General features: G+C 74.2%; 14 protein-coding genes. 7 read left to right on the forward strand and 7 right to left on the reverse strand.

The annotated features are described in order from the left end of the window. Nucleotides 1–215: 215 nt before the first annotated feature. Entirely contained in the window at nucleotides 216–6572 is a 6357-nt protein-coding gene (locus FHS22_RS22890) for a type I polyketide synthase (RefSeq protein WP_184944655.1), read from the forward strand. Continuing rightward, nucleotides 6569–7879, forward strand: a complete 1311-nt coding sequence (gene ccrA / locus FHS22_RS22895; RefSeq protein ID WP_184944657.1) for a crotonyl-CoA carboxylase/reductase — start codon at nucleotides 6569–6571, stop codon at nucleotides 7877–7879. Before FHS22_RS22890 ends, ccrA begins: the two co-directional genes overlap by 4 nt. Here the strand turns inward: ccrA and FHS22_RS22900 are convergent. The 4 genes from FHS22_RS22900 to FHS22_RS22915 form a co-directional block, all read right to left on the reverse strand. Continuing rightward, nucleotides 7860–9119, reverse strand: coding sequence for a PucR family transcriptional regulator (locus FHS22_RS22900; RefSeq protein ID WP_184944659.1), 1260 nt, complete (start codon nucleotides 9117–9119; stop codon nucleotides 7860–7862). The genes ccrA and FHS22_RS22900 overlap by 20 nt on opposite strands. 118 nt (nucleotides 9120–9237) lie before the next feature. Continuing rightward, a complete protein-coding gene (locus FHS22_RS22905; protein ID WP_184944661.1) occupies nucleotides 9238–9438 on the reverse strand; it encodes an EF-hand domain-containing protein in 201 nt (66 codons plus the stop codon). Between the two features lie 171 nt (nucleotides 9439–9609). Further along, nucleotides 9610–11979 (reverse strand): protein translocase subunit SecD, encoded by a 2370-nt coding sequence (gene secD, locus FHS22_RS22910; RefSeq protein ID WP_184944663.1) that lies wholly within the window; start codon nucleotides 11977–11979, stop codon nucleotides 9610–9612. Nucleotides 11980–12048: 69 nt separating this feature from the next. Beyond that, nucleotides 12049–12447 (reverse strand): hypothetical protein, encoded by a 399-nt coding sequence (locus FHS22_RS22915; protein WP_184944665.1) that lies wholly within the window; start codon nucleotides 12445–12447, stop codon nucleotides 12049–12051. A gap of 101 nt (nucleotides 12448–12548) precedes the next feature. Here FHS22_RS22915 and FHS22_RS22920 point away from each other — a divergent pair, with 101 nt between their 5' ends. The 3 genes from FHS22_RS22920 (at nucleotide 12549) to FHS22_RS22930 (ending at nucleotide 15459) form a co-directional block, all read left to right on the forward strand. Continuing rightward, nucleotides 12549–14207, forward strand: coding sequence for an alpha-amylase family protein (locus FHS22_RS22920; RefSeq protein WP_184944667.1), 1659 nt, complete (start codon nucleotides 12549–12551; stop codon nucleotides 14205–14207). A gap of 71 nt (nucleotides 14208–14278) precedes the next feature. Beyond that, on the forward strand, nucleotides 14279–14812 hold the full coding sequence (locus tag FHS22_RS22925; protein ID WP_184944669.1) for an SRPBCC domain-containing protein: 534 nt from the start codon (nucleotides 14279–14281) through the stop codon (nucleotides 14810–14812). Beyond that, nucleotides 14809–15459, forward strand: coding sequence for a TetR/AcrR family transcriptional regulator (locus tag FHS22_RS22930; RefSeq protein ID WP_184944671.1), 651 nt, complete (start codon nucleotides 14809–14811; stop codon nucleotides 15457–15459). The genes FHS22_RS22925 and FHS22_RS22930 overlap by 4 nt, the downstream gene beginning before the upstream one ends. 311 nt (nucleotides 15460–15770) lie before the next feature. Here the strand turns inward: FHS22_RS22930 and FHS22_RS22935 are convergent, their stop codons facing one another. Both FHS22_RS22935 and FHS22_RS22940 read right to left on the reverse strand, forming a co-directional pair. Further along, a complete protein-coding gene (locus FHS22_RS22935; RefSeq protein WP_260408179.1) occupies nucleotides 15771–15923 on the reverse strand; it encodes a hypothetical protein in 153 nt (50 codons plus the stop codon). Nucleotides 15924–16008: 85 nt separating this feature from the next. Next, nucleotides 16009–17004, reverse strand: a complete 996-nt coding sequence (locus FHS22_RS22940; RefSeq protein WP_260408180.1) for a hypothetical protein — start codon at nucleotides 17002–17004, stop codon at nucleotides 16009–16011. A 167-nt stretch (nucleotides 17005–17171) separates the two neighbouring features. Between FHS22_RS22940 and FHS22_RS22945 the strand changes: the two genes are divergently transcribed. Next, complete coding sequence (locus FHS22_RS22945; RefSeq protein ID WP_184944673.1) at nucleotides 17172–17732, forward strand: hypothetical protein; 561 nt, start codon at nucleotides 17172–17174, stop codon at nucleotides 17730–17732. Then, nucleotides 17716–18300, forward strand: coding sequence for an OmpA family protein (locus FHS22_RS22950; RefSeq protein WP_184944674.1), 585 nt, complete (start codon nucleotides 17716–17718; stop codon nucleotides 18298–18300). The genes FHS22_RS22945 and FHS22_RS22950 overlap by 17 nt, the downstream gene beginning before the upstream one ends. Nucleotides 18301–18340: 40 nt before the next feature. Here the strand turns inward: FHS22_RS22950 and FHS22_RS22955 are convergent, their stop codons facing one another. After that, nucleotides 18341–19108, reverse strand: coding sequence for a hypothetical protein (locus FHS22_RS22955; RefSeq protein ID WP_184944676.1), 768 nt, complete (start codon nucleotides 19106–19108; stop codon nucleotides 18341–18343).

Below are 19108 nucleotides of genomic sequence, written 5' to 3' on the forward strand. Positions count from 1 at the left end.
GCGACCCTAGGCGCGGTGACCGAGCGGTAGCTATACGCGTTCACAACGAAACGGCGGGCGCCGCTTGCGCCCCGCGGACAAATCCCCTCCCGCCTGTGGCCGTTATCACAACTATGACAAAACGCCCTGGTGGATTGTGGTCTGCCAGGACTCCTTAACACCGGTCCTGATCGGTAAGTTAACCGGTCACTTCGGCTGTTCTTGGGAGTCGCCCCGTGGACCTGCTCGGCGAAGACGAGATCCGCCGCTTCCTCACGGAACGGATCGCCACCCGCTGCCGCCTGCCCCTCACCGGAGTCGACCCCGACCGCCCGCTGGAGGAGTTCGGGCTCTCCTCGCGGGACGCGGTCGCCGTCGCCGGAGAGCTGGAGACCCTGCTGGGCAGGGAACTGGGGCCCACGCTGGTCTGGGAGTACCCCACGGTCAACCGCCTCGCCCGCGGGCTCGCCGCGTCCGCCGCCGATCCGTCCTCCGCCGTCGCCGACCCCGCCGCGCAGGCCGTACGGCGGGCCGCCCCGGACGAGCCGGTCGCGGTGATCGGGGTCGGCTGCCGCCTGCCCGGCGGGATCCACGGCCCCGGGGAGTTCTGGCGGCTGCTCATGGCGGGCGGCGACGCGGTCGGGCAGGTGCCCGAGGGTCGGTGGGAGGCGTTCGACGACGGCTCCCCGCACACGGCCGAGGCGCTGGCCGGGACCACCAGGCACGGCGGCTTCCTGGGGGACGTGGCCGGGTTCGACGCCGACTTCTTCGGGATCGTCCCGGGGGAGGCCGAGACCATGGACCCGCAGCAGCGGCTGCTGCTGGAGACGGCCTGGGAGGCGCTGGAGCACGCCGGGGTCGCGCCCCGCTCGCTGCGCGGGAGCCGTACCGGGGCGTTCGTCGGCATCTCCGGCAACGAGTACGCCTACCTGACCACCGCGGACGTGACCGGGGTGGACGCCTGGACGGCGACCGGGGCGGCGTTCAGCATCGCGGCGAACCGGCTCTCGTACGTGCTCGACCTGCGGGGGCCGAGCCTGGCGGTGGACACCGCCTGCTCGTCGTCGCTGGTCGCCACGGACCTGGCGGTGCGGAGCCTGCGGTCGGGGGAGAGCGACCTGGCGCTGGCGGCGGGGGTCAACCTGCTGCTCTCGCCGGTGGTGACGATCGCGTTCGACCGGGGCGGCGGGACCGCGCCCGACGGGCGGTGCAAGGCGTTCGACGCCTCGGCCGACGGGATGGTCCGGGCCGAGGGCTGCGGCGTCGTGGTGCTCAAGCGGCTGGCGGACGCGCGGCGCGACGGGGACCGGGTGCTCGCCGTGGTCCGGGCCACCGCGGTCAACCAGGACGGCCGCTCCAACGGCCTGGTCGCGCCCAACCCGGAGGCGCAGGAGGAACTGCTCCGCACGGCCTACGCCGGCCTGGAGCCGCCGGACTACATCGAGGCCCACGGCACCGGCACCTTCCTCGGCGACCCCATCGAGGCCCGCGCGATCGACGCCGCCCTGCCGCCCGGGCACCGCGTGCTGCTCGGCTCGGCCAAGAGCAACCTGGGCCACCTGGAGGCCGCCGCCGGGATCACCGGCCTGATCAAGACCGTCCTCGCGCTCCACCACGGGGTGATCCCGCCGAGCGTGCACTTCCGCGAGCCCAACCCGCACATCCCCTGGGAGCGCCTGGAGGTCGTGACGGCGCCCACCCCCTGGCCGGGCGAGAGGCCGCGGGCGGGCGTCTCCTCCTTCGGCTTCGGCGGCACCAACGCGCACGTCGTGCTGGACGCGGCCGTTCCGCAGGCGCCGGCGGAGCCGTCCGGCGACGGAGCGGAGACCTCGCGGCGGGAGACCGGGCGGCGGGAGACCGGGCGGCGGGAGCGGGACGGCGCCCGGGTGTTCCTGCTGACGGACGTGTCGGCGGAGCGGGTGCGGGCGCACGCCGGGGTGCTGGCGGCCTGGGCCGGAGGGCGGGACCGGCCTGCACCGGACGGGCCCGCACCGGACGGGACGGTGCCGGACGGGACGGCGCTGGAGGACGTCGCGCACACGCTCGCGCGCCGGGCCGGGCGGGGACGCGTCGGGGCCGCCGTGGTGGCGCGGGACGCGGGTGAGCTGGTCGCCGGGCTGCGCGCCGTGCACGAGGGCAGGGCCGAGACCGGCCTGGCCGTCGCGGGCGGGGCGGGACCGGTCTGGGTGTTCTCCGGATACGGCTCGCAGTGGGCGGGCATGGGCGCGCGGCTCTACGCGGAGGAGCCGGTCTTCGCCGCCGCGATCGACGAGCTCGACCCGCTCCTCCTGGCCGAGGCGGAGATCCCGCTGCGGGAGATCGTCGCCGGGGGGCGCGAGGCCGGGGGCGTGGTCACGGCCCAGCCGGTGATCTTCGCGCTGCAGGTGGCGCTCGCCCGGCTCTGGACGGCCCGCGGCGTACGGCCCGCGGCGGTGATCGGGCACTCGATGGGCGAGGTCGCGGCGGCCGTGGTCGCGGGCGGGATCGGCCTGCCCGACGCGGTCCGGGTGATCTGCCGCCGGGCCCGGCTGCTCGGCACCCTGGGCGGCGGCGGGGCCATGGCCGTGCTGGAGGTGGCCGCCGGAGAGGTCCCGGACGACCTGCACGTCGCCGTGCACGCCTCGCCGCGGCAGTGCGTCGTCACCGGGGACCCCGGCCGGGTCGCGGAGTTCGCCGCGGAGGTCCGGGCGCGGGGCCTGCTCTCGCGGCTGCTGACCGCCGAGGGCGCCGGGCACTCGCCGCAGGTCAAGCCGTTGCTGCCGAAGCTGCGCGAGGCGCTCGCCGAGATCGCGGGCGGCAAGCCCGAGCTCCCGTTCTACTCGACCGTGTTCGACGACCCCCGGGAGGTCCCCACCTTCGAGCCCGCCTACTGGGCCGCCGGGGTGCGCCGCCCGGTCCGGCTGATGGCCGCCCTCCAGGCCGCCGCCGAGGACGGGTACGGCGTCTTCACCGAGATCAGCCCGCACCCGGTGCTGGCCGCCCCGCTCCGCGACACCCTCCCGCGCGGCACGGTCGTCACCCACTCCCTGCGCCGAGGCCACGACGAGGAGTTCGCGGTCCAGCTCGCCGCCGTCGCGGTGGCCCTGCCGTCCGCGGACCTGGCCGCGCCGGGCGCGGTCGCCGACGTGCCGCCGTCCCCGTGGCGGCACGAGCGCCACTGGGCCTCCGCCGTCCGGCGCTCCGCGCTCCCGCCCGGCGCCCACCCCCTGCTCGGCGCGCACGTCGAGAGCCCCGCCGGGCACGTGTGGAGCACGACCGTCGGCGACCTCTCGGACGCCCCCTGGCGGCTGGACCCCGCGGTCTGGCGGCTGCACGGCCTGCCGGTGCTGCCGCTCGCCGCGGTGGCCGCGCTCGCCCAGGCCGCGGCCGCCGAGGTGTACGGCGGGGCGGAGCTCACCGACGTCGCCCTGGACGCGCTGCTGCCGCTGCCCGCCACGGTCACCACCACCCTGACCTCGTCCGGCGGGATCGAGATCGACGCCAGGAACGCCGCGGGGATCTGGGTCCGGTACGGCACCGCGACCGTCGCCGTCGACTCGCCCCCGTCCGGTCCGGTCCCGGCCCCGGCGGAGCTGGCGGCCCGGCTGGCCGCGCTCGCCCCGGAGAGCCGGGCGGAGACCCCGGTCGAGATCGAGCACCTGGCCGCGGACGGCACCCCCACCGGGGTGCTGACCCGGCGGATCCCCGCCGCGGAGGTGCCGGTCCCGCTCGCGGGCAAGCTCGTGGAGCGCGTGTGGACCGCGGATGCGCCGATCGCCGGAGTCGATGCCGAATCGTCGCGTGTCGTGGGTGTCGATCTCGTTTCAGCAGGGAATGGACCAGGTCAGCGCTCGGCTCGCGGCCGGCTGTTCGTGGCTGGTGAGGGGGATCCGCGAGCCGAGCTTCTCCTCTCCGCCCTGGCCGCCGCCGGGCACGCCGTCCGGCGCGCCGCACTGCCCCGGCCGCCCGCGCTCCGCGCCGAACCCTCCCTGGTCCCGGCCCAGCGCCGGGCACCCGCCCCCGACCGGATCCCGCAGGCCGCCGGCGGTCTCACAGGAACCGCCGATCTCACAGAGATCGGCGAGGTCGTCGTCCTGGTCCCGTCCGGTCTCACTCCGGCCGGGGCCGAGGAGACCGTCCTGGCCGTCACCCGGATCGTCCGCGACCTCGCCGGAGCCGGAGCCGGAGCCGGGGCGGGGGCGGGGGCGCGCCTGCGCCTGGTCACCGAGCGGGCGCAGGCCGTACGGGAGGGGGAGGGCGGCGACCCCGGGGCCGCCGCCCTGCGCGGGCTGGTCAGGGTGCTGGCCTTCGAGCACCCCGGCCTGCGGGCCCGCCTGGCCGACGTCGACGGCCCGGAGGCGCTGCCGGCCGAGCTCGCCGACGACGGCCCGGAGGACGAGGTCGCCTGGCGCGGCGGCGTCCGGTACACCGCCCGCCTCGCCGCCCCGGCCCCGCCCGCGCGCCGGCCGGGCAGGCCGGTCGTACGGCGCGGCGGGGGATACCTGATCACCGGCGGGTACGGCGGGCTGGGCCTGGTGGTCGCCCGCTGGCTGGCCGAGCGGGGGGCCGGGCGGATCGTGCTCGGCGGGCGCTCCGGGCCGTCCCCCGAGGGCGCCGAGACCATCGAGCGGTTGCGGGCGCTCGGCACGGAGATCCGGGTGGTGGCCGGCGACCTGGCCGCGCCGGGGACCGCCGCGCGGCTGGTGGCGGCGGTCACGGAGGACGGGCTGCGGCTGCGCGGGGTCGTGCACGCGGCGGGCGCGCTGGACGACCGGCTGGTCACCGAGGTCGGCGCCGAGGACCTGCGCCGGGTCTGGGCGGCCAAGGTCCGCGGCGGCCTGGCGCTGCACGAGGCGACCCGGGAGGCCGATCCGGACTGGTGGGTGGCGTTCTCGTCCGCCGCGGCGCTGCTCGGCTCGCCGGGGCAGGCGGCCTACGCGGCGGCCAACGCCTGGCTGGACGCGCTGTGCGACCTGCGCCGGGCCGAGGGGCTGCCCGCGACGACGATCAACTGGGGGACCTGGGCCGAGGTCGGCGGTGCGAGCCAGGCGGCGCTGCCCGCGGTCACGCCGATCACTCCGGGCGAGGGTGTGGAGGCGCTGGAGGCCCTGCTGGGCGGGGGCGCGGCGGCGGCGGGCGTGGTCCGGCTGGACGCGGCCGCGGCGGTGGCCGCCTTCCCCGGGATCGCGCGCATGCCGTACTTCGCGGAGCTCGCGGGCGCCGGGACCGGCGCGGCCGAGTGGGCCGGGGCCGGGGCGCTGACGGGGATGGACCCGGACGAGGCGCTGGCGGCGATCACCGCCAAGATCAGGGAGCGGACGGCCGTGGTGCTGGGCTTCGAGGAGGCCTGGCTCCAGGAGGACACGGTGCTGACCGGCGCGGGGCTCGACTCGCTGGCGGCCACCCGGGTGCGCGGGACGATCGAGCACGACTTCGGAGTGGGTCTGCCGGCCGCGCTCCTGCTGCAGGGGGCGACCCTCGGCGACGTGGCCGCGGCCGTCGCCGCCGAACTGGGCATCCGGGGCGCCCGGGACGCCGCGGTCCGGCCGGTGGGGCCGCGGGACGCGGCGGAGCGCCAGGTCGTGGCCGCGCTGCGGCAGGTGCTGGGCCGCGAACCCGGCGTGAACGAGGAGGTCCCGGCGGACGTGCTGCCGATCGTGCTCGGCGTGCTCGGCCGGGAGACCGGCCGCGGGCTGTCGGCCGCGGGCGCGCTGACCGGGGCGCAGGTCGCCGATCTGGTCCGCGCGGCCGACGAGGAGGAGGCGGCCCGGGGGATCGTCCGCCCGCTGACCGAGGCGGCCCGCGCCTACCTGGCCGGGGAGGGCGGGCGGACGCCGCTGTTCCTGGGGCATCCGGCCGGGGGGACGACGGGGGTGTACGCGCCGCTGGCCGGGCTGCTCGGCGCGGAGCGGGCGGTGTTCGGACTGGAACGGCTGGAGGACGCCGGGGAGCTCGGGGCGGAGCTGGGAGTGGTGGAGCGCGCCGCCCGGTACGCGGCGGAGATCAGGAAGGTGCAGCCGGCGGGGCCGTACCGGCTGGGGGGATGGTCGTTCGGCGGGATCCTGGCCTTCGAGATCGCGCGGCAGCTCGGGGCGGAGCACGTCGAGCTGGTCGCGATGATCGACTCGGGGCTGCCGGACGAGCGGGACCCGGCGGAGCGGGCGGAGATCACCGCCCGCAGGTACGCGGACTTCGCCGCCTACCTGCACGAGACCTACGGGGTGGAGGTCGATCTCGGCTACGGGGAGTTGGCGGCCCTGGACGAGGCGGGGCAGCTCGCGCTCGCCGGGGAGCGCGTCGCCGCGTCGGGAGTGCTGGACCTGCTGGGCGAGGCGATCCTGCGCCACCAGATCACCTCGCACGCCGACACCCGGGCCCTGGAGGGGTACCGGGCGGGGGCCTACGGGGGCCGGACGGTGCTCTACCGGTCCACGGACCCGACCCCGTGGGCGGTCGAGGACGCCAGGTACGCCCACGACGGCGACCCCGCCAGGGGGTTCGGCCCGTACATCCCGGGGCTGGAGATCGTCACGGTCCCCGGCTCGCACCACCTCAACCTGCTCGACCCGCCCCACGTCGAAGTCATCGCCGCTCACCTTGGAGGCCAGCTGTGACCCTCGCCCAGGCCGTCGTCGACGGTGCCGATCCCGAAGAGCTCGCCCGCCTGGAGGTCCCCACCACCTTCCTGGCGGCCCACACCCGCAAGGACGAGGTCGGCATGTTCGGCCGCGTCCCGCACGGCGTCGACGGCGTCGACAAGGACATCACCCGCTCCGTCCACGTCGGCGAGGTGCCGATGCCGGAGCTCGCGCCCGACGAGGTGCTGATCGCCGTCATGGCCAGCGCCATCAACTTCAACACCGTGTGGACGGCCATGTTCGAGCCGATCCCCACCTTCGCCTTCCTGGAGCGCTTCGGCCGTACCGACCCCCGCCACGACCGGGACTTCCACGTCCTCGGCTCGGACGCCTCCGGGGTGGTCGTCCGCATGGGCGCGGCGGTGAGGCACTGGAAGATCGGCGACCGGGTCGTCACCTCGCCCGCCTACGTCGACGAGCAGGACCCGATCACCCATTCCGACTCCATGCTCGGCGCGGACCTGCGCGCCTGGGGGTTCGAGACCAACTACGGCGGGCTGGCCGAGTTCGCCGTGGTCAAGGCCACCCAGCTGCTGCCCAAGCCCAGGCACCTGAGCTGGGAGGAGGCGGCCTGCAACATGCTGTGCGCCTCCACCGCCTACCGGATGCTGGTCGGCGAGCGCGGCTCCCGGATGAAGCAGGGCGACGTGGTGCTGCTCTGGGGAGCCACCGGCGGTCTCGGCGCGTACGGCGTGCAGCTCGTGAAGAACGGCGGCGGCATCCCGGTCGGCGTGGTCAGCTCCGGGGCGAAGGCGGACCTGCTGCGCCGGATGGGCTGCGAGCACATCGTCGACCGCTCGCAGTTCGAGCACCTCGACGACGAGAAGGCCTGGCGCGCCTTCGGCGCCGAGGTCCGCCGCCAGGTGGGCGAGGACCCGCACATCGTCTTCGAGCACACCGGCAAGGACACCTTCGGCGCCTCCGTCTACGTCGCCCGGCGCGGCGGCTCGGTCGTCACCTGCGGCTCCTCCAGCGGGTACGCGCACGCCTACGACAACCGGCACCTGTGGATGAAGCTCAAGAGCATCATCGGCTCGCACGGCGCGAACTACCAGGAGTGCCACGAGGTCAACCGGCTGCTCTCGCTGGGCATGCTGCAGCCCACCCTCTCGACGGTCTACCCGCTGGCGCGGACCGGCGAGGCGGCCCGCGCCGTGCAGCGCAACGAGCACGTCGGAAAGGTGGGCGTGCTGGGTCTGGCCCCCGCCGAGGACCTCGGGATCGAGGACCACGCGCTGCGCGAGCGCATCGGCGAGGACCGGATCAGGCTGTTCCGGAGCTGACGGAGCCGGTCCGCCGGGCCCGCAGCACGATCTCCAGTTCGAACCGGATGTCGGGGTCCGCCAGCTGGTCGCCGTAGAGCTCCTCCAGCTGGCGGAGCCGGTAGCGCACGGTCTGCGGGTGCACGTGCAACCGGGCGGCGACCTCCCCGGCCCCCCGGCCGTGCCGCAGCCAGGCCAGCAGCGTCTCGGCCAGCCGGTCCTGCTGGCTGGGGCGCAGGTGGGCCAGGGGGGCGAGCCGTACCTCGGCCAGGGCGTTGACCAGGTCCTCGTCCTTGAACACGATCAGCGTGGCCATGTGGTCGGAGCAGCGCACCAGGCCCCGCCGCTCGGTGAGCACGCCGCGCCGGTTGAGGTCCAGCGCCTCGCGGGCCCAGCGCAGCGAGGTCGCGGCGGCGGAGAGCGGCACGGCGGGGCCGACCGCGGCCTTCCAGCCGCGCAGCCCGTTCTCCAGCGTCTGCGCCTGGCCGGGGCCGCTGGGGTCGGGGACGATCAGGCAGGGGCTGGGCCGGTCGAGGCCGAGGAGCACGTCCGGCGGGAGCGACGGGGGGCGGTAGCCGCCGGTCTGCTCGTCCAGCGCGACCCCGGCGACGGTCTTGGGCAGCCGCCACCCGGCCGCCTTGGCCAGGTCCGCGATGGCGTCGGGGGAGGCGGGGGGCTGGCTGAGCAGCAGGTCCATCAGGCGGTGGCGGCGGCGCTCGATCTCCCCGGCCGCGCGGGCCCTGGCCTCGTCGAAGCCCTCGGCGGCGGCGTCGGCGAGCTGGTCGAGGTAGACGAAGATGGCCTCACCCAGGTCGTACAGGTGCTGCGGGGTGAGGCCGATCCGCTCGGACTGCTCGGTCAGGCGCCGCCAGGCCACCCGGGCGCCGAGCCGCATCGCGGTCTGCAGCGGGTCGAGGTTGCGGCCCTCGTTGGCCTCGCCGCGGCCGATCGTGCGGAACACCTCCGGTTCGAGGGGCCGGGTGGGGTTCTCGATCCGGTCCACGAACTGGCGGAGCGCCTCGTCCACGGCCAGCCGCACGGCCTTGACGTAGATCTCGTCGGACGGGCGGGAGTACTCCGGGATGCGGATCGTGATCTCGTCGATCACCTGGTCGGCGACCTCGGAGAGGCCGGGCCGGAGCAGTTTGGCCACGTCGGAGGGGGTGGACCTCCACAGCCGCTGGTCGGAGAGATCCTGGGATCTTCCCTTACGGGCGCCGAAGCCGGTGGTCGCGACCCGGGTGTGTTCCTTCGTCCGCATAGACCCTCCTGTCGGAGCGCGCCTCATGTTCTGACGTGTTAACACTTTGAGCTAGTAGCAAACGCTTGTTCTTGTCCCAAAGGCAACACCTGGCGTGTCCGGCGGGAGGGATTGAGACCTATCCGAGATACGCGGCGAACTCCTCCAGGGAGATGAGGCCGTCGCCGTCCCGGTCCATCCGGGCGATCGCCGCGGCGGCGGCCTCCGCGGTGATGGGCTGGCCGAGCACCTCCATGAGACGGCTCATCTCGGTGGCCGAGATGAGGCCGTCGTCGTCGGCGTCGACGATCCTGAAGGTCGTCGCGTAGTCGTTCGGCACGGATGCACTCGCCTTCCGGTACGGAGAAAAGAGACGAGCAGAACATTAGCCGGACGACGACAGGATGTGGGGCTCCGGCATATGGCCATATTTCCGGATATGTAGTTGCTGCATATCCGGACCGGCGCGGAGCCCCGCACCTGCCGACCGATCACCGCCGTCGGTTCACCGTCAGACCACCGCCCCCGAGCCCTCCCGCCTGGGCTTCACCCGCTGCTTGGGCTGCGGCGGCGCGCCGGGGTGGCGCTGCTCGAACACGATCGCCAGCGGCGTCGCGACGAACGCCGAGGAGAGCGTGCCGACGACGATGCCGATCAGCAGCGCCACCGCGAAGTCGGTGAGCGAGGCGCCGCCGAGCACGGCCAGCGCGGCCAGGATGAACAGCGCCCCCAGGCCGGTGTTCACGGTGCGCGGCACGGTCTGCAGGACCGCGGCGCCGGCCACCTTCGCGAAGCTCTCCTTCGGCCGGGCCCCCCACAGCTCGCGGACCCGGTCGAAGACCACCACCTTGTCGTTGACCGAGTAGCCGATCACGGTGAGCATCGAGGCGAGGAACACCCCGTCGATCGGCTTGCCCAGCCACGCGAACGCGCCGATCACGATCGAGGCGTCGGCGGCCAGGGTCAGCACGGCCGCCAGGCCGAAGGTCCAGCGGAAGCGGAAGGCCAGGTAGAGCAACTGGGCGGCGAGCGCGACGGCCAGCGCGATCAGCGCGTTGCGGCGCAGCTCGTCGCCGAGGCTCGGGCCGATGAGCTCGTCGCGGACCTTGGAGACCTGCCCGGCCCCGCGCTCCAGCGCCGCCTCGATCCGGTTCACCTCGGTGTTGCTGATCTGGCCGGTCCGCACGGAGATGTCCGAACCCGAGGTCTGCACCACGGCGCTGGGGAACCCGGCGTCGCCGACCAGCTCCCGGGCGGCGTCGGCGGTGATCGGCCTGCTCGTCGCGTACTCGACGATCCGGCCGCCGGTGAACTCCACGCCGTAGTTCAGCCCGCGCAGCGCGATCCCGGCCAGGGAGACGGCCACCAGCACGCCGGTGGCCACGAGGTAGGCCGTACGGCGGCGCATGACGTCGGGGTCGCGCTCGTTGAGCCACCTGCGGACCCGCCCGATGTCGGACAGGCCGGTGATCCGGGGCCGGGCCGACACCGCCCGCCGGTTCACCGCCCACTGGGCCAGCACGCGGGTGATGACCATGGCGGTGACCAGGGAGGCGATCACACCGATGGAGAGGGTCACGCCGAAGCCGCGGACCGGCCCCGAGGCCAGGAAGAACAGCAGCCCGGCGGCGAGCAGCGTGGTGATGTTGGAGTCGGCCACCGCGCTCCAGGCGTTGCGGAAGCCCTTCTCCAGCGCCTGGCGGAGCTTCGTCCCGCCGCCGGCCGCGGCGGCCTCCCGGGAGGCCTTCGGGCCGTCCGCCCGGGAGCCCCCGGCCGCGCCCGCCGTACCGGAACCGCCCGCCGCGCCGGTCCGGTCCGCGGCGTACTCCTCGCGCGCCCGCTCGAAGACCAGCACGTTGGCGTCGACCGCCATGCCGATCGCGAGCACGAAGCCCGCCAGGCCGGGCAGCGTGAGCGTGGCGCCCAGCGCCACCAGCGCCGCGTAGGAGACGAGCGCGTAGCAGGCCAGGGCGAAGGCGGCGATGAGGCCCACCAGCCGGTAGATGACGACGATGAACAGCGCGGTGAGCACGACGCCGATGACGCCGGCCTGGGCGCTGGCGGCGATCGCGGCGGCGCCCAGGGTCGGGCCGACGGTCCGCTGCTCGATGATCTCGACGGGCACCGGGAGCGAGCCGCCCTCGATCAGCACGGCCAGGTCCTGCGCCTCCTCGGCGGTGAAGGAGCCGGTGATCTGGGTGGAACCGCCGGACAGGCCCACGTTGCAGGCGACGCCCTCGTTGACCTGCGGGGAGATGATGACCTTGTCGTCGAGCACGATGGCGACCCGGCGCTTGGGGTCGCCCGTCGGATTGCAGGCCGCCTCGCCGGTCAGCTTCGCCCACGCCTCGCGGCCCTGGTCGCGGAAGTCGACGGTGACGAACCAGCCGGTGCCCGACTGGGAGTCGAGCCCCGCCTCGGCGCCGCTGACCCCGTCGCCGGTCAGCCGGGCCGGGCCGATGAGGAGGCGGCCGCCGTCCTCGTCGGTGATGACCCGCTCGCCCTTGCCGGGCGTGGTGCCCTGGTCGGCCAGCGCTACGACCGGGTGGAAGGTGAGCTGGGCGGTCTTGCCGATGACCTCGGCGGCCTTGGTCGCGTCCAGCACGCCGGGCAGCTCGACGATGATCCGCCGCTCGCCCGAGCGGGACAGCGGCGCGTCCGCCACGCCCAGCCCGTCGGCCCGGCGGCGGAGCACCTCCAGGGTGCGGTCGGTGGTCTCGGCGTCGGCCCGGACGGTCGGGGAGTCCTTGGTCTCCAGCACGATCTGGGTGCCGCCGCGCAGGTCGAGGCCGAGGCGCGGGGTCATGGTCAGCGCTATGTAGAGCGAGGTCGCGATGACGGCGAACGCCGCCAGCGCACGCACCACAGGGGCACGCGTCATGAAAGCCTCCACGGGCTTGAAGGGATGTTCGCGGGTACGGCGAGGCGCCCGGAAGCGGTTCCGGGTGCCTCAGACGCCCGTGGAGGGAGGAGCCCGGCCGGACCTGACCAGCAGGGCCGCGAGCGGGCGGGGGTCGTCGTCGCGCGCGGGCGCCGTGCCGGAGCCACGCGCGAGGGAGAGGCGCCGGGCGTCCGGCGGGACGGCCGCGGCGGGGTGCCATCCTCCGGAGCCGCCGGTCCCGGCGAGCCCGGGGGCGACGACGTGGAAGCGGTCTCCGGCGTGGGCCTGGCGGGAGAGCGGGTGGTGCTCGCCGGAGGCCTTGGCGACCGCAGGGGCGTGCAGCAGGGCGGCGGCGCCCGGCCCGAGCCCGCCGGAGACGAGCAGCGGGAACAGCAGGGCGAGCAGCCAGCCGAAGGACGCGCCGCGCCTCGGCTGCCGCATGGTGCCCTCCGGTGGATCGCCGGTCACCCCGGGATGATTCCCCTCACCCTAGTGCTCCTCCCGCGGAGGCATGCGCCATCCCCGCGCCGCGGCCTCATAAACGTCCCGGGAGCGGGTAGTGCGCCCGAATGCGACTGACCAACACCGCCGACCTGTGGTGGAAGAACGCCGTGATCTACTGCCTGGACGTCGAGACGTACAAGGACGGCAACGGGGACGGCATCGGCGACTTCCGGGGCCTGACCCAGCAGGTCGACCACCTGGACCGGCTCGGGGTGACCTGCATCTGGCTGATGCCGTTCTTCCCCAGCCCCGACCGCGACGACGGCTACGACATCACCGACTTCTACTCGGTCGACCCCCGCCTGGGCACCCTCGGCGACTTCGTGGAGTTCATGCGGACCGCCAGGGACCGGGGCATCCGGGTCATCGCCGACCTGGTGGTCAACCACACCTCCGACGAGCACCCCTGGTTCAAGGAGTCCCGCTCCAGCCGGGACTCGCCCAAGCGCGACTGGTACGTCTGGAAGGACGAACCCGACCCCGTCGACCCCAAGGACCTCGTCTTCCCCGACAAGGAGGACAGTTTCTGGGAGCTCGACGAGGGGACCGGCCAGTACTACCTGCACAGGTTCTACCGGTTCCAGCCGGACCTGAACACGGGCAACCCCGAGGTCCGCGACGAGATCGCGCGCATCCTCGGCTTCTGGATGGAGCTGGGCCTGTCCGGCTTCCGGGTGGACGCGGTGCCGTTCCTGCTGGAGGGCGTCGACGGCGACCCGCACGAGTTCCTCGCCGACCTGCGGGCCTTCCTGAACAGGCGGGACGGGAGCGCGATCCTGCTGGGCGAGGTCAACCTGCCCTACCCGGACCTGATGAAGTACTTCGGCAACGGCAACGGCGACCAGATCACCATGTGCTTCGACTTCATCGGCATGCAGCGCTTCCACCTGTCGATGGCCCGCAAGAACCCGCAGGTGCTCGCCGAAGCCCTGCGCGAGCGGCCCCGGCCGCCCAAGGACTCGCAGTGGGCCAGCTTCGTCCGCAACCACGACGAGCTGACCCTGGACAAGCTGACCGACTCCGAGCGCCAGGAGGTCTTCGACGCCTTCGGCCCCGACAAGGACATGCAGCTGTTCGGGCGCGGCCTGCGCCGTCGCCTGCCGCCGATGCTCGGCGGCGATCTGAGCAGGCTCAAGCTGGCCTACAGCGTGATGTTCTCCCTGCCGGGCACGCCCGTGCTCTTCTACGGCGAGGAGATCGGCCTCGGCGAGAACCTGGAGGCCGAGGGCCGGATGGCGGTGCGGATCCCCATGCAGTGGGCCCCGGGCGGCGGCTTCTCCGACGACCCGAAGGTCTCCGTCCCCAGCCCCACCGGCCGGTTCGGCCCGCGCAACGTCAACGTCGACTCCCAGCGCCGGGACAACGACTCGCTGCTGCGGTGGGTGACGCTGCTGATCGAGCGCTACCGGGAGTCGCCGGAGCTGGCCTGGGGCGCGTACGAGGTCCTGGACGCCGGTGACGAGGCGGTGCTGGCCCACCGGGCCGACGCCGAGGGCGGGACCGTGCTGGCCGTGCACAACTTCGCCGACCGCGAGGCGCAGGTGGAGCTCTACCTGTGCGGCGTCGACGACTCGAAGGTCCTGGTCGACCTGCTGGTCGACGGGACGCAGGACGTGCCGCCGGACGGGCAGGTGCGCTTCACCATCGGCCCGTACGGCTGCCGCTGGTTCCGGGTCGCCGAGCCGGACCAGCTCCCGGAGGACGCCTCGGCCAAGGGCTCCTGACCGTTCTCCGGCGGGACCCCTTGCGTAGCTAACGCTGTTAGCCTAACATTCTGACTAACAGCGTTAGCCGTATGGAGGAAACCGTGCCCGCCTGGATCCTGATCGCCGTCGCCGTCCTGCTCGCCGTCCTGCTCGTCGTCCCCGCCGCCGTCTACGCCTGGACCCTGGTGCGCCCGCACCGGATCCGCACCGAGATCGAGATCGGGGCCTCGCCCGAGGAGGTGTGGCGGGTGCTGGCCGACTTCGCCGCCTACCCGGAGTGGAACCCGTTCATCGTGAGCGCGGAGGGCGAGCCCCGCGCCGGCGCCCGGCTCACCAACAGGCTCTCCGGCGGCGGGAACGACATGACCTTCTCCCCGACGGTCCTGGCCGCCGTCCCGGGGCGGGAGCTGCGCTGGATCGGCCGGTTCGTGATGCCGGGGATCGTGGACGGCGAGCACTACTTCCTGATCGAGGACCTCGGCGGCGGCCGGAGCCGGTTCGTCCAGGGCGAGACCTTCACCGGCGCGCTCGTCCCGTTCGCCGGGAGGCTCCTGGACGTGGCGGGCGACTTCGCGCGGATGAACGCCGCCCTCAAGGCCCGCGCTGAGAGGATGGCCCGATGAGCGGTCAGCCGGAACTGAGCCCCCTCACCCCCCGCGCGGCGCAGATCGTCTCGGCGGCGCGGGCGCTGCTGGAGGAGGAGGGGCGCGACGCCCTCACCATGCGGGCGCTGGCCGACCGGCTCGGCATCCGGGCGCCCTCGCTGTACAAGCACTTCCCCGACAAGGCCGCCGTCGAGGCCGCGCTCGTCGAGCAGGGCCTCGCCGAGATGGGGGCCGCCCTCTACGCCGCCCTGGAGGGCGCGGCCGCCGGACCCCGGGCGGCCGGACCCCGGGCGGCCGGACCCCGGGCGGCCGGTGCCGGGGGCGCCGGTGCCGAGGCAGGCGGTGCCGAGGCGGGCGGTGCCGAGGCGGGCGGGGTGATCGGGGCCGTGCTGCGGGCCTACCGGTCCGCCGCGCTCGCCCGGCCCGCCCTCTACCGCCTGACGACCTCGGGCCCGCTGGCCCGCGAGCGCCTCGCCCCGGGGCTGGAGGAGTGGTCGGGCACCCCGCTCTTCCTCGCCGCGGGCGAGCCGTACCTCGCGCAGGCCCTGTGGTCCTTCGCGCACGGCATGGTGGTCCTGGAGCTCGACGGGCGCTATCCCGAGGGCTCCGACCTCGACCGGACCTGGGCCGAGGGCGCCCGGGCCTTCGCCGCCCGCCGCGCCTGAGCCCCCGGCGCTCCCGGGGAGCCGTGCCCCGTCCGTCCGGGGAGGAGGACCCCTCGGGCCGCGCGGCCTGCCGGATCGCGCACACCTTGCGAGCGGGCAATTCCCTTAACCCCTTATGCTACGGGCCGATACTTTTGTCGACCCAGTTCGCCGCAGAGAAAGAAGTGCGCCGTGTACAAGGACTTCGCGATCGAGGCCGTCATGTGGCTGATCCCCGTCGTCGTGCTGATCGCCCTGGCCTGGATGATCACCGCGACCGCCTGACCCCTGCGCGGCCCCGGGGTCCCCGGGGCCGGTCCGCCCGGCCGCGGTCACGCCCGGGGCGGTCCCGGCAGCAGGGACCGCAGGGCGAGGGCGGCGGCGTCGTCGGGGGAGACGGTGCGCCGCCGCACATAGGCGAGGAGGTCGGGGTAGTGCGCGGTGTAGATCTCCTCGAAGCGCCGTTCGGGATCAGGGGGACCCACGCTGGTTCCTTCCGCCGGGGACTCCGTCACCCTGTACCTGTTCGGGCGGGGGCAGGTGTTTCACCCCTTTTCCCGGGATCCGGCGCTAAGGCGTTGCTTCCAGGTCGCCGCAGGTGAAGCCGTCGGGGCGGTCGGGTTCGAGCTCGAAGCGGTGCAGCGTGGTCGATCCCATCGGGAGCCGGAAGGTCTCCCGGCGGGCGCAGTCGTAGAACGCGTAGGCGCCTTCCCGCTCGCCGAGCAGGAGCACGGGCACCCCGCCGCGCCGGGGCTTGCCGGCGGCGTCGGCGACGACCACCCACTGGTCCTGGAAGCCCGCCAGGCTCAGCAGGACGCTGCCCCGGCCGGTGGCGGCCAGTTCGGCGGCGTCCGACTCCAGCCGTCCGATGAGCGCGAAGCCGAGCCCGATGCCGGTGAACATGGCGACCGCGATCCGCATCCCCGCCCGGCCCACCGGGCGGGAACGCAGCAGCCGGAACGGGACGAGGAAGGCGAGGGCCCCGATGACGGCCGAGACCGTCACGATCGAGGCGAGTCCGGCCCCCTCGCCCAGGCCGAGGTAGCCCAGGAAGCCCCAGTAGCTCGCGCCGCACCACAGCGCGCCGAGCGCGGCGGCGATCCAGGGCCTGCGCCGTACGGCACGGGCGAGCATGGACAACCGCCCGAAGACCAGCCGGTCCAGCAGCCAGCCGGCCGCGACCAGGACGCCCAGCACCAGCGCGCCGCCGATGACGAGCAGGACCAGCGCCCCGACCAGGCGGCCGAACATGGTGGCCTGGTCGATGCCGGCCTGCTCGGGGGTGACGTTGAAGACGCCGTAGACCTGCTGGACGCCGAGGTAGAGCAGGGCGTAGAGCGCGACGCCGACCGGGAGGACCACGGAGCCGATCCGCTGCAGCAGTTCGACGGCGTCACCCCGGTCGCCGTCCCCGTCCGGGCCGTCCCCGTCCGGGCCGCCCCCGCTCCGGTCGCGACCCTTGCTCCGGTCGCGGTCCCCGCCGGGAGCGGGCCGTGCGAGTTCGGTTTCCGGCTGCACGCCGGGCTCCTCGCGGAGAGGGCGGGGGTGGGCAAGCTGGTCGGACATGCCCCTGAGCGTAGTGGTGCTTTTGTCCCCGCCTGTCCAGACTTCCGGCCGCAGCCGTACGGCTCCGCGGGTGGAAATCGGCATTATCGATGTTCGTGTTAATCAGCTCGAAGTCATGGGATTTCCACTAGAAATCGGTAAATGCTGATCATTAAGATCCCCCTTTCATGAGGATGACAAGAATCGTCACCGTGGCGGCGCTGGCCCTGGCGGTCGCGGGCTGCCAGTTCGGCTCGGCCGCCGAGGAGGTCCCGAAGGAGCGGGTGGAGCTCACCTCCTCCGCCTCGGAGGCTCCGGCGGCGAAGGCGACCGCGCCACCGGACAAGGTCGTGGCAGGCCGGGAAGGCGCCCTCGACAACCACCGTTTCCGGGTCGAGGTCGTGCAGTTCATCCGCCGCGACCGGTTCGTCAATCTCACCTTCACGGCCACCGTGACGAAGGGGAACGGAGGGCTGGGCTGGGGGGTGCACAACGCCTTCTCGGCCGTCCCGCAGCAGCACCCCACCGTCGACGGGGTCTTCCTGGTCGACACCAGGAACGCCAAGAAGCACCTGGTCGCGCTGGACAGCGAGGGCGCGTGCGTCTGCAGCAGGATCGGGTCGCTGTTCCTCAAGGAGGGCGAGAGCGCGGCCTTCTCGGCCACCTTCGCCGCCCCGCCCGCCGACGTGACCTCGATGGACGTGCACATCCCCAACGTCGGGACGCTGGCCGATGTACCGCTCGGTTAGCGCGCTGGCGTTGGCCGCGGCGCTGCTCTCCCCCACGCCGTCACCGCCTGCGGTGCTCCCGGTGGAGGCGGGTCCACCGGTCACCGCGCCCGTTCTCGACCTGACCGGCCCGGTGCGCGACGCCCAGGGCCGGGTCCTGGACATCAGCGAGCGCATCGCCAACCTGGACGGGTCGGTCACGAACGAGACCAGCGGCACGGAACGGAAGATCATCGTGGCGGCCGACGTGCTGTTCGCCTTCGACAGGGCGACGCTCACCGCCAAGGCCAGGAGCCGCCTGGCCCAGGTCGCCGAGCGCCTCGCCGCCGAGGCGGCCGGCAAGCAGGTGCGCGTCGACGGCCACACCGACGCCAAGGGCGGCGACGCCTACAACCTGGACCTGTCGCGGCGGCGGGCGCAGGCCGTACAGCGGTTCCTGGAGCGGTCGCTGCGCGGCAAGGGGATCACCTTCACCGTCGAGGGCCACGGCGCGGCCGACCCTGTCGCCCCCAACACCACCCCCGAGGGCCAGGACAACCCCAAGGGCCGCGCGAAGAACCGCCGCGTGGAGATCGGCTTCCCCGGCTGAGACCCGAGCGCGGACCGGCCGGGTGGCGCGCTTTCCGCGATCAGCGCCAGCGTTCGGCCAGGATGTTGCGGACCTCGGCGACGATCTCGCGGGGGAAGCCGAAGACGGTGGGGGCATCGTACCGGAGGGCGAGGTAGCCGCCCAGGGCGAGCAGGCGCATGGTGTCGCGGTCCTGGCGGACCTGGCGGGGGTCGCGGTCGTGGTGGGCGCCGTCGTAGTCGATGGTCAGCCGGGCCTGCGGATAGTAGAGGTCGGGCTGGGCGATGCGCTGGCCGGTCTCGTCGAGGACGTGGGTGTTGGCCAGGGGGCGGGGCAGGCCGCCGTCGACGAGGAGCATGCGCAGGCGGGTCTCCATCGGGGAGTAGGTCTCCGGCTCCAGGTGGGGGAGGGCGGCGCGGGCGGCGGGCAGGCCTCGGTGCCCGCAGGCCTCGGCGAGGTGGGTGCCGATCTTGTCCGGCGTGGTCCATGAGCGGGTGAGGTGGTCGCCGGCGATGATGAGCTCGATGCGGGACAGCAGGCCCGCCAGCTCCGCGAACAGGGGTTCGGGGCGGGGGACGCGCAGGCCCTTGACCTGTCTGAGGTCGGCCGGCCGCCAGTGGCCGTAGCGGTGCAGCCGGACACCTCGGATGCGGGGGTGCTCGCCGATCGCCGATGGCAGGGCCACATGGAGGGTGTCGTGCTCGGGGAGCGGCACGCCGTACAGTGCCGCGGCGGTCGGGCCGCAGAAGACCGCGCTGCGGGGCAGGAGCAGCTTGGCCGCCCGGCACCGGAGGGGGATGGAGTCGGGAAGCTCAGCTGATGCGTACAC

The organism is Thiemannella venezuelensis, assembly GCF_014203605.1.
Taxonomy (GTDB): Bacteria; Actinomycetota; Actinomycetes; order Streptosporangiales; family Streptosporangiaceae; genus Planomonospora_A; species Planomonospora_A venezuelensis.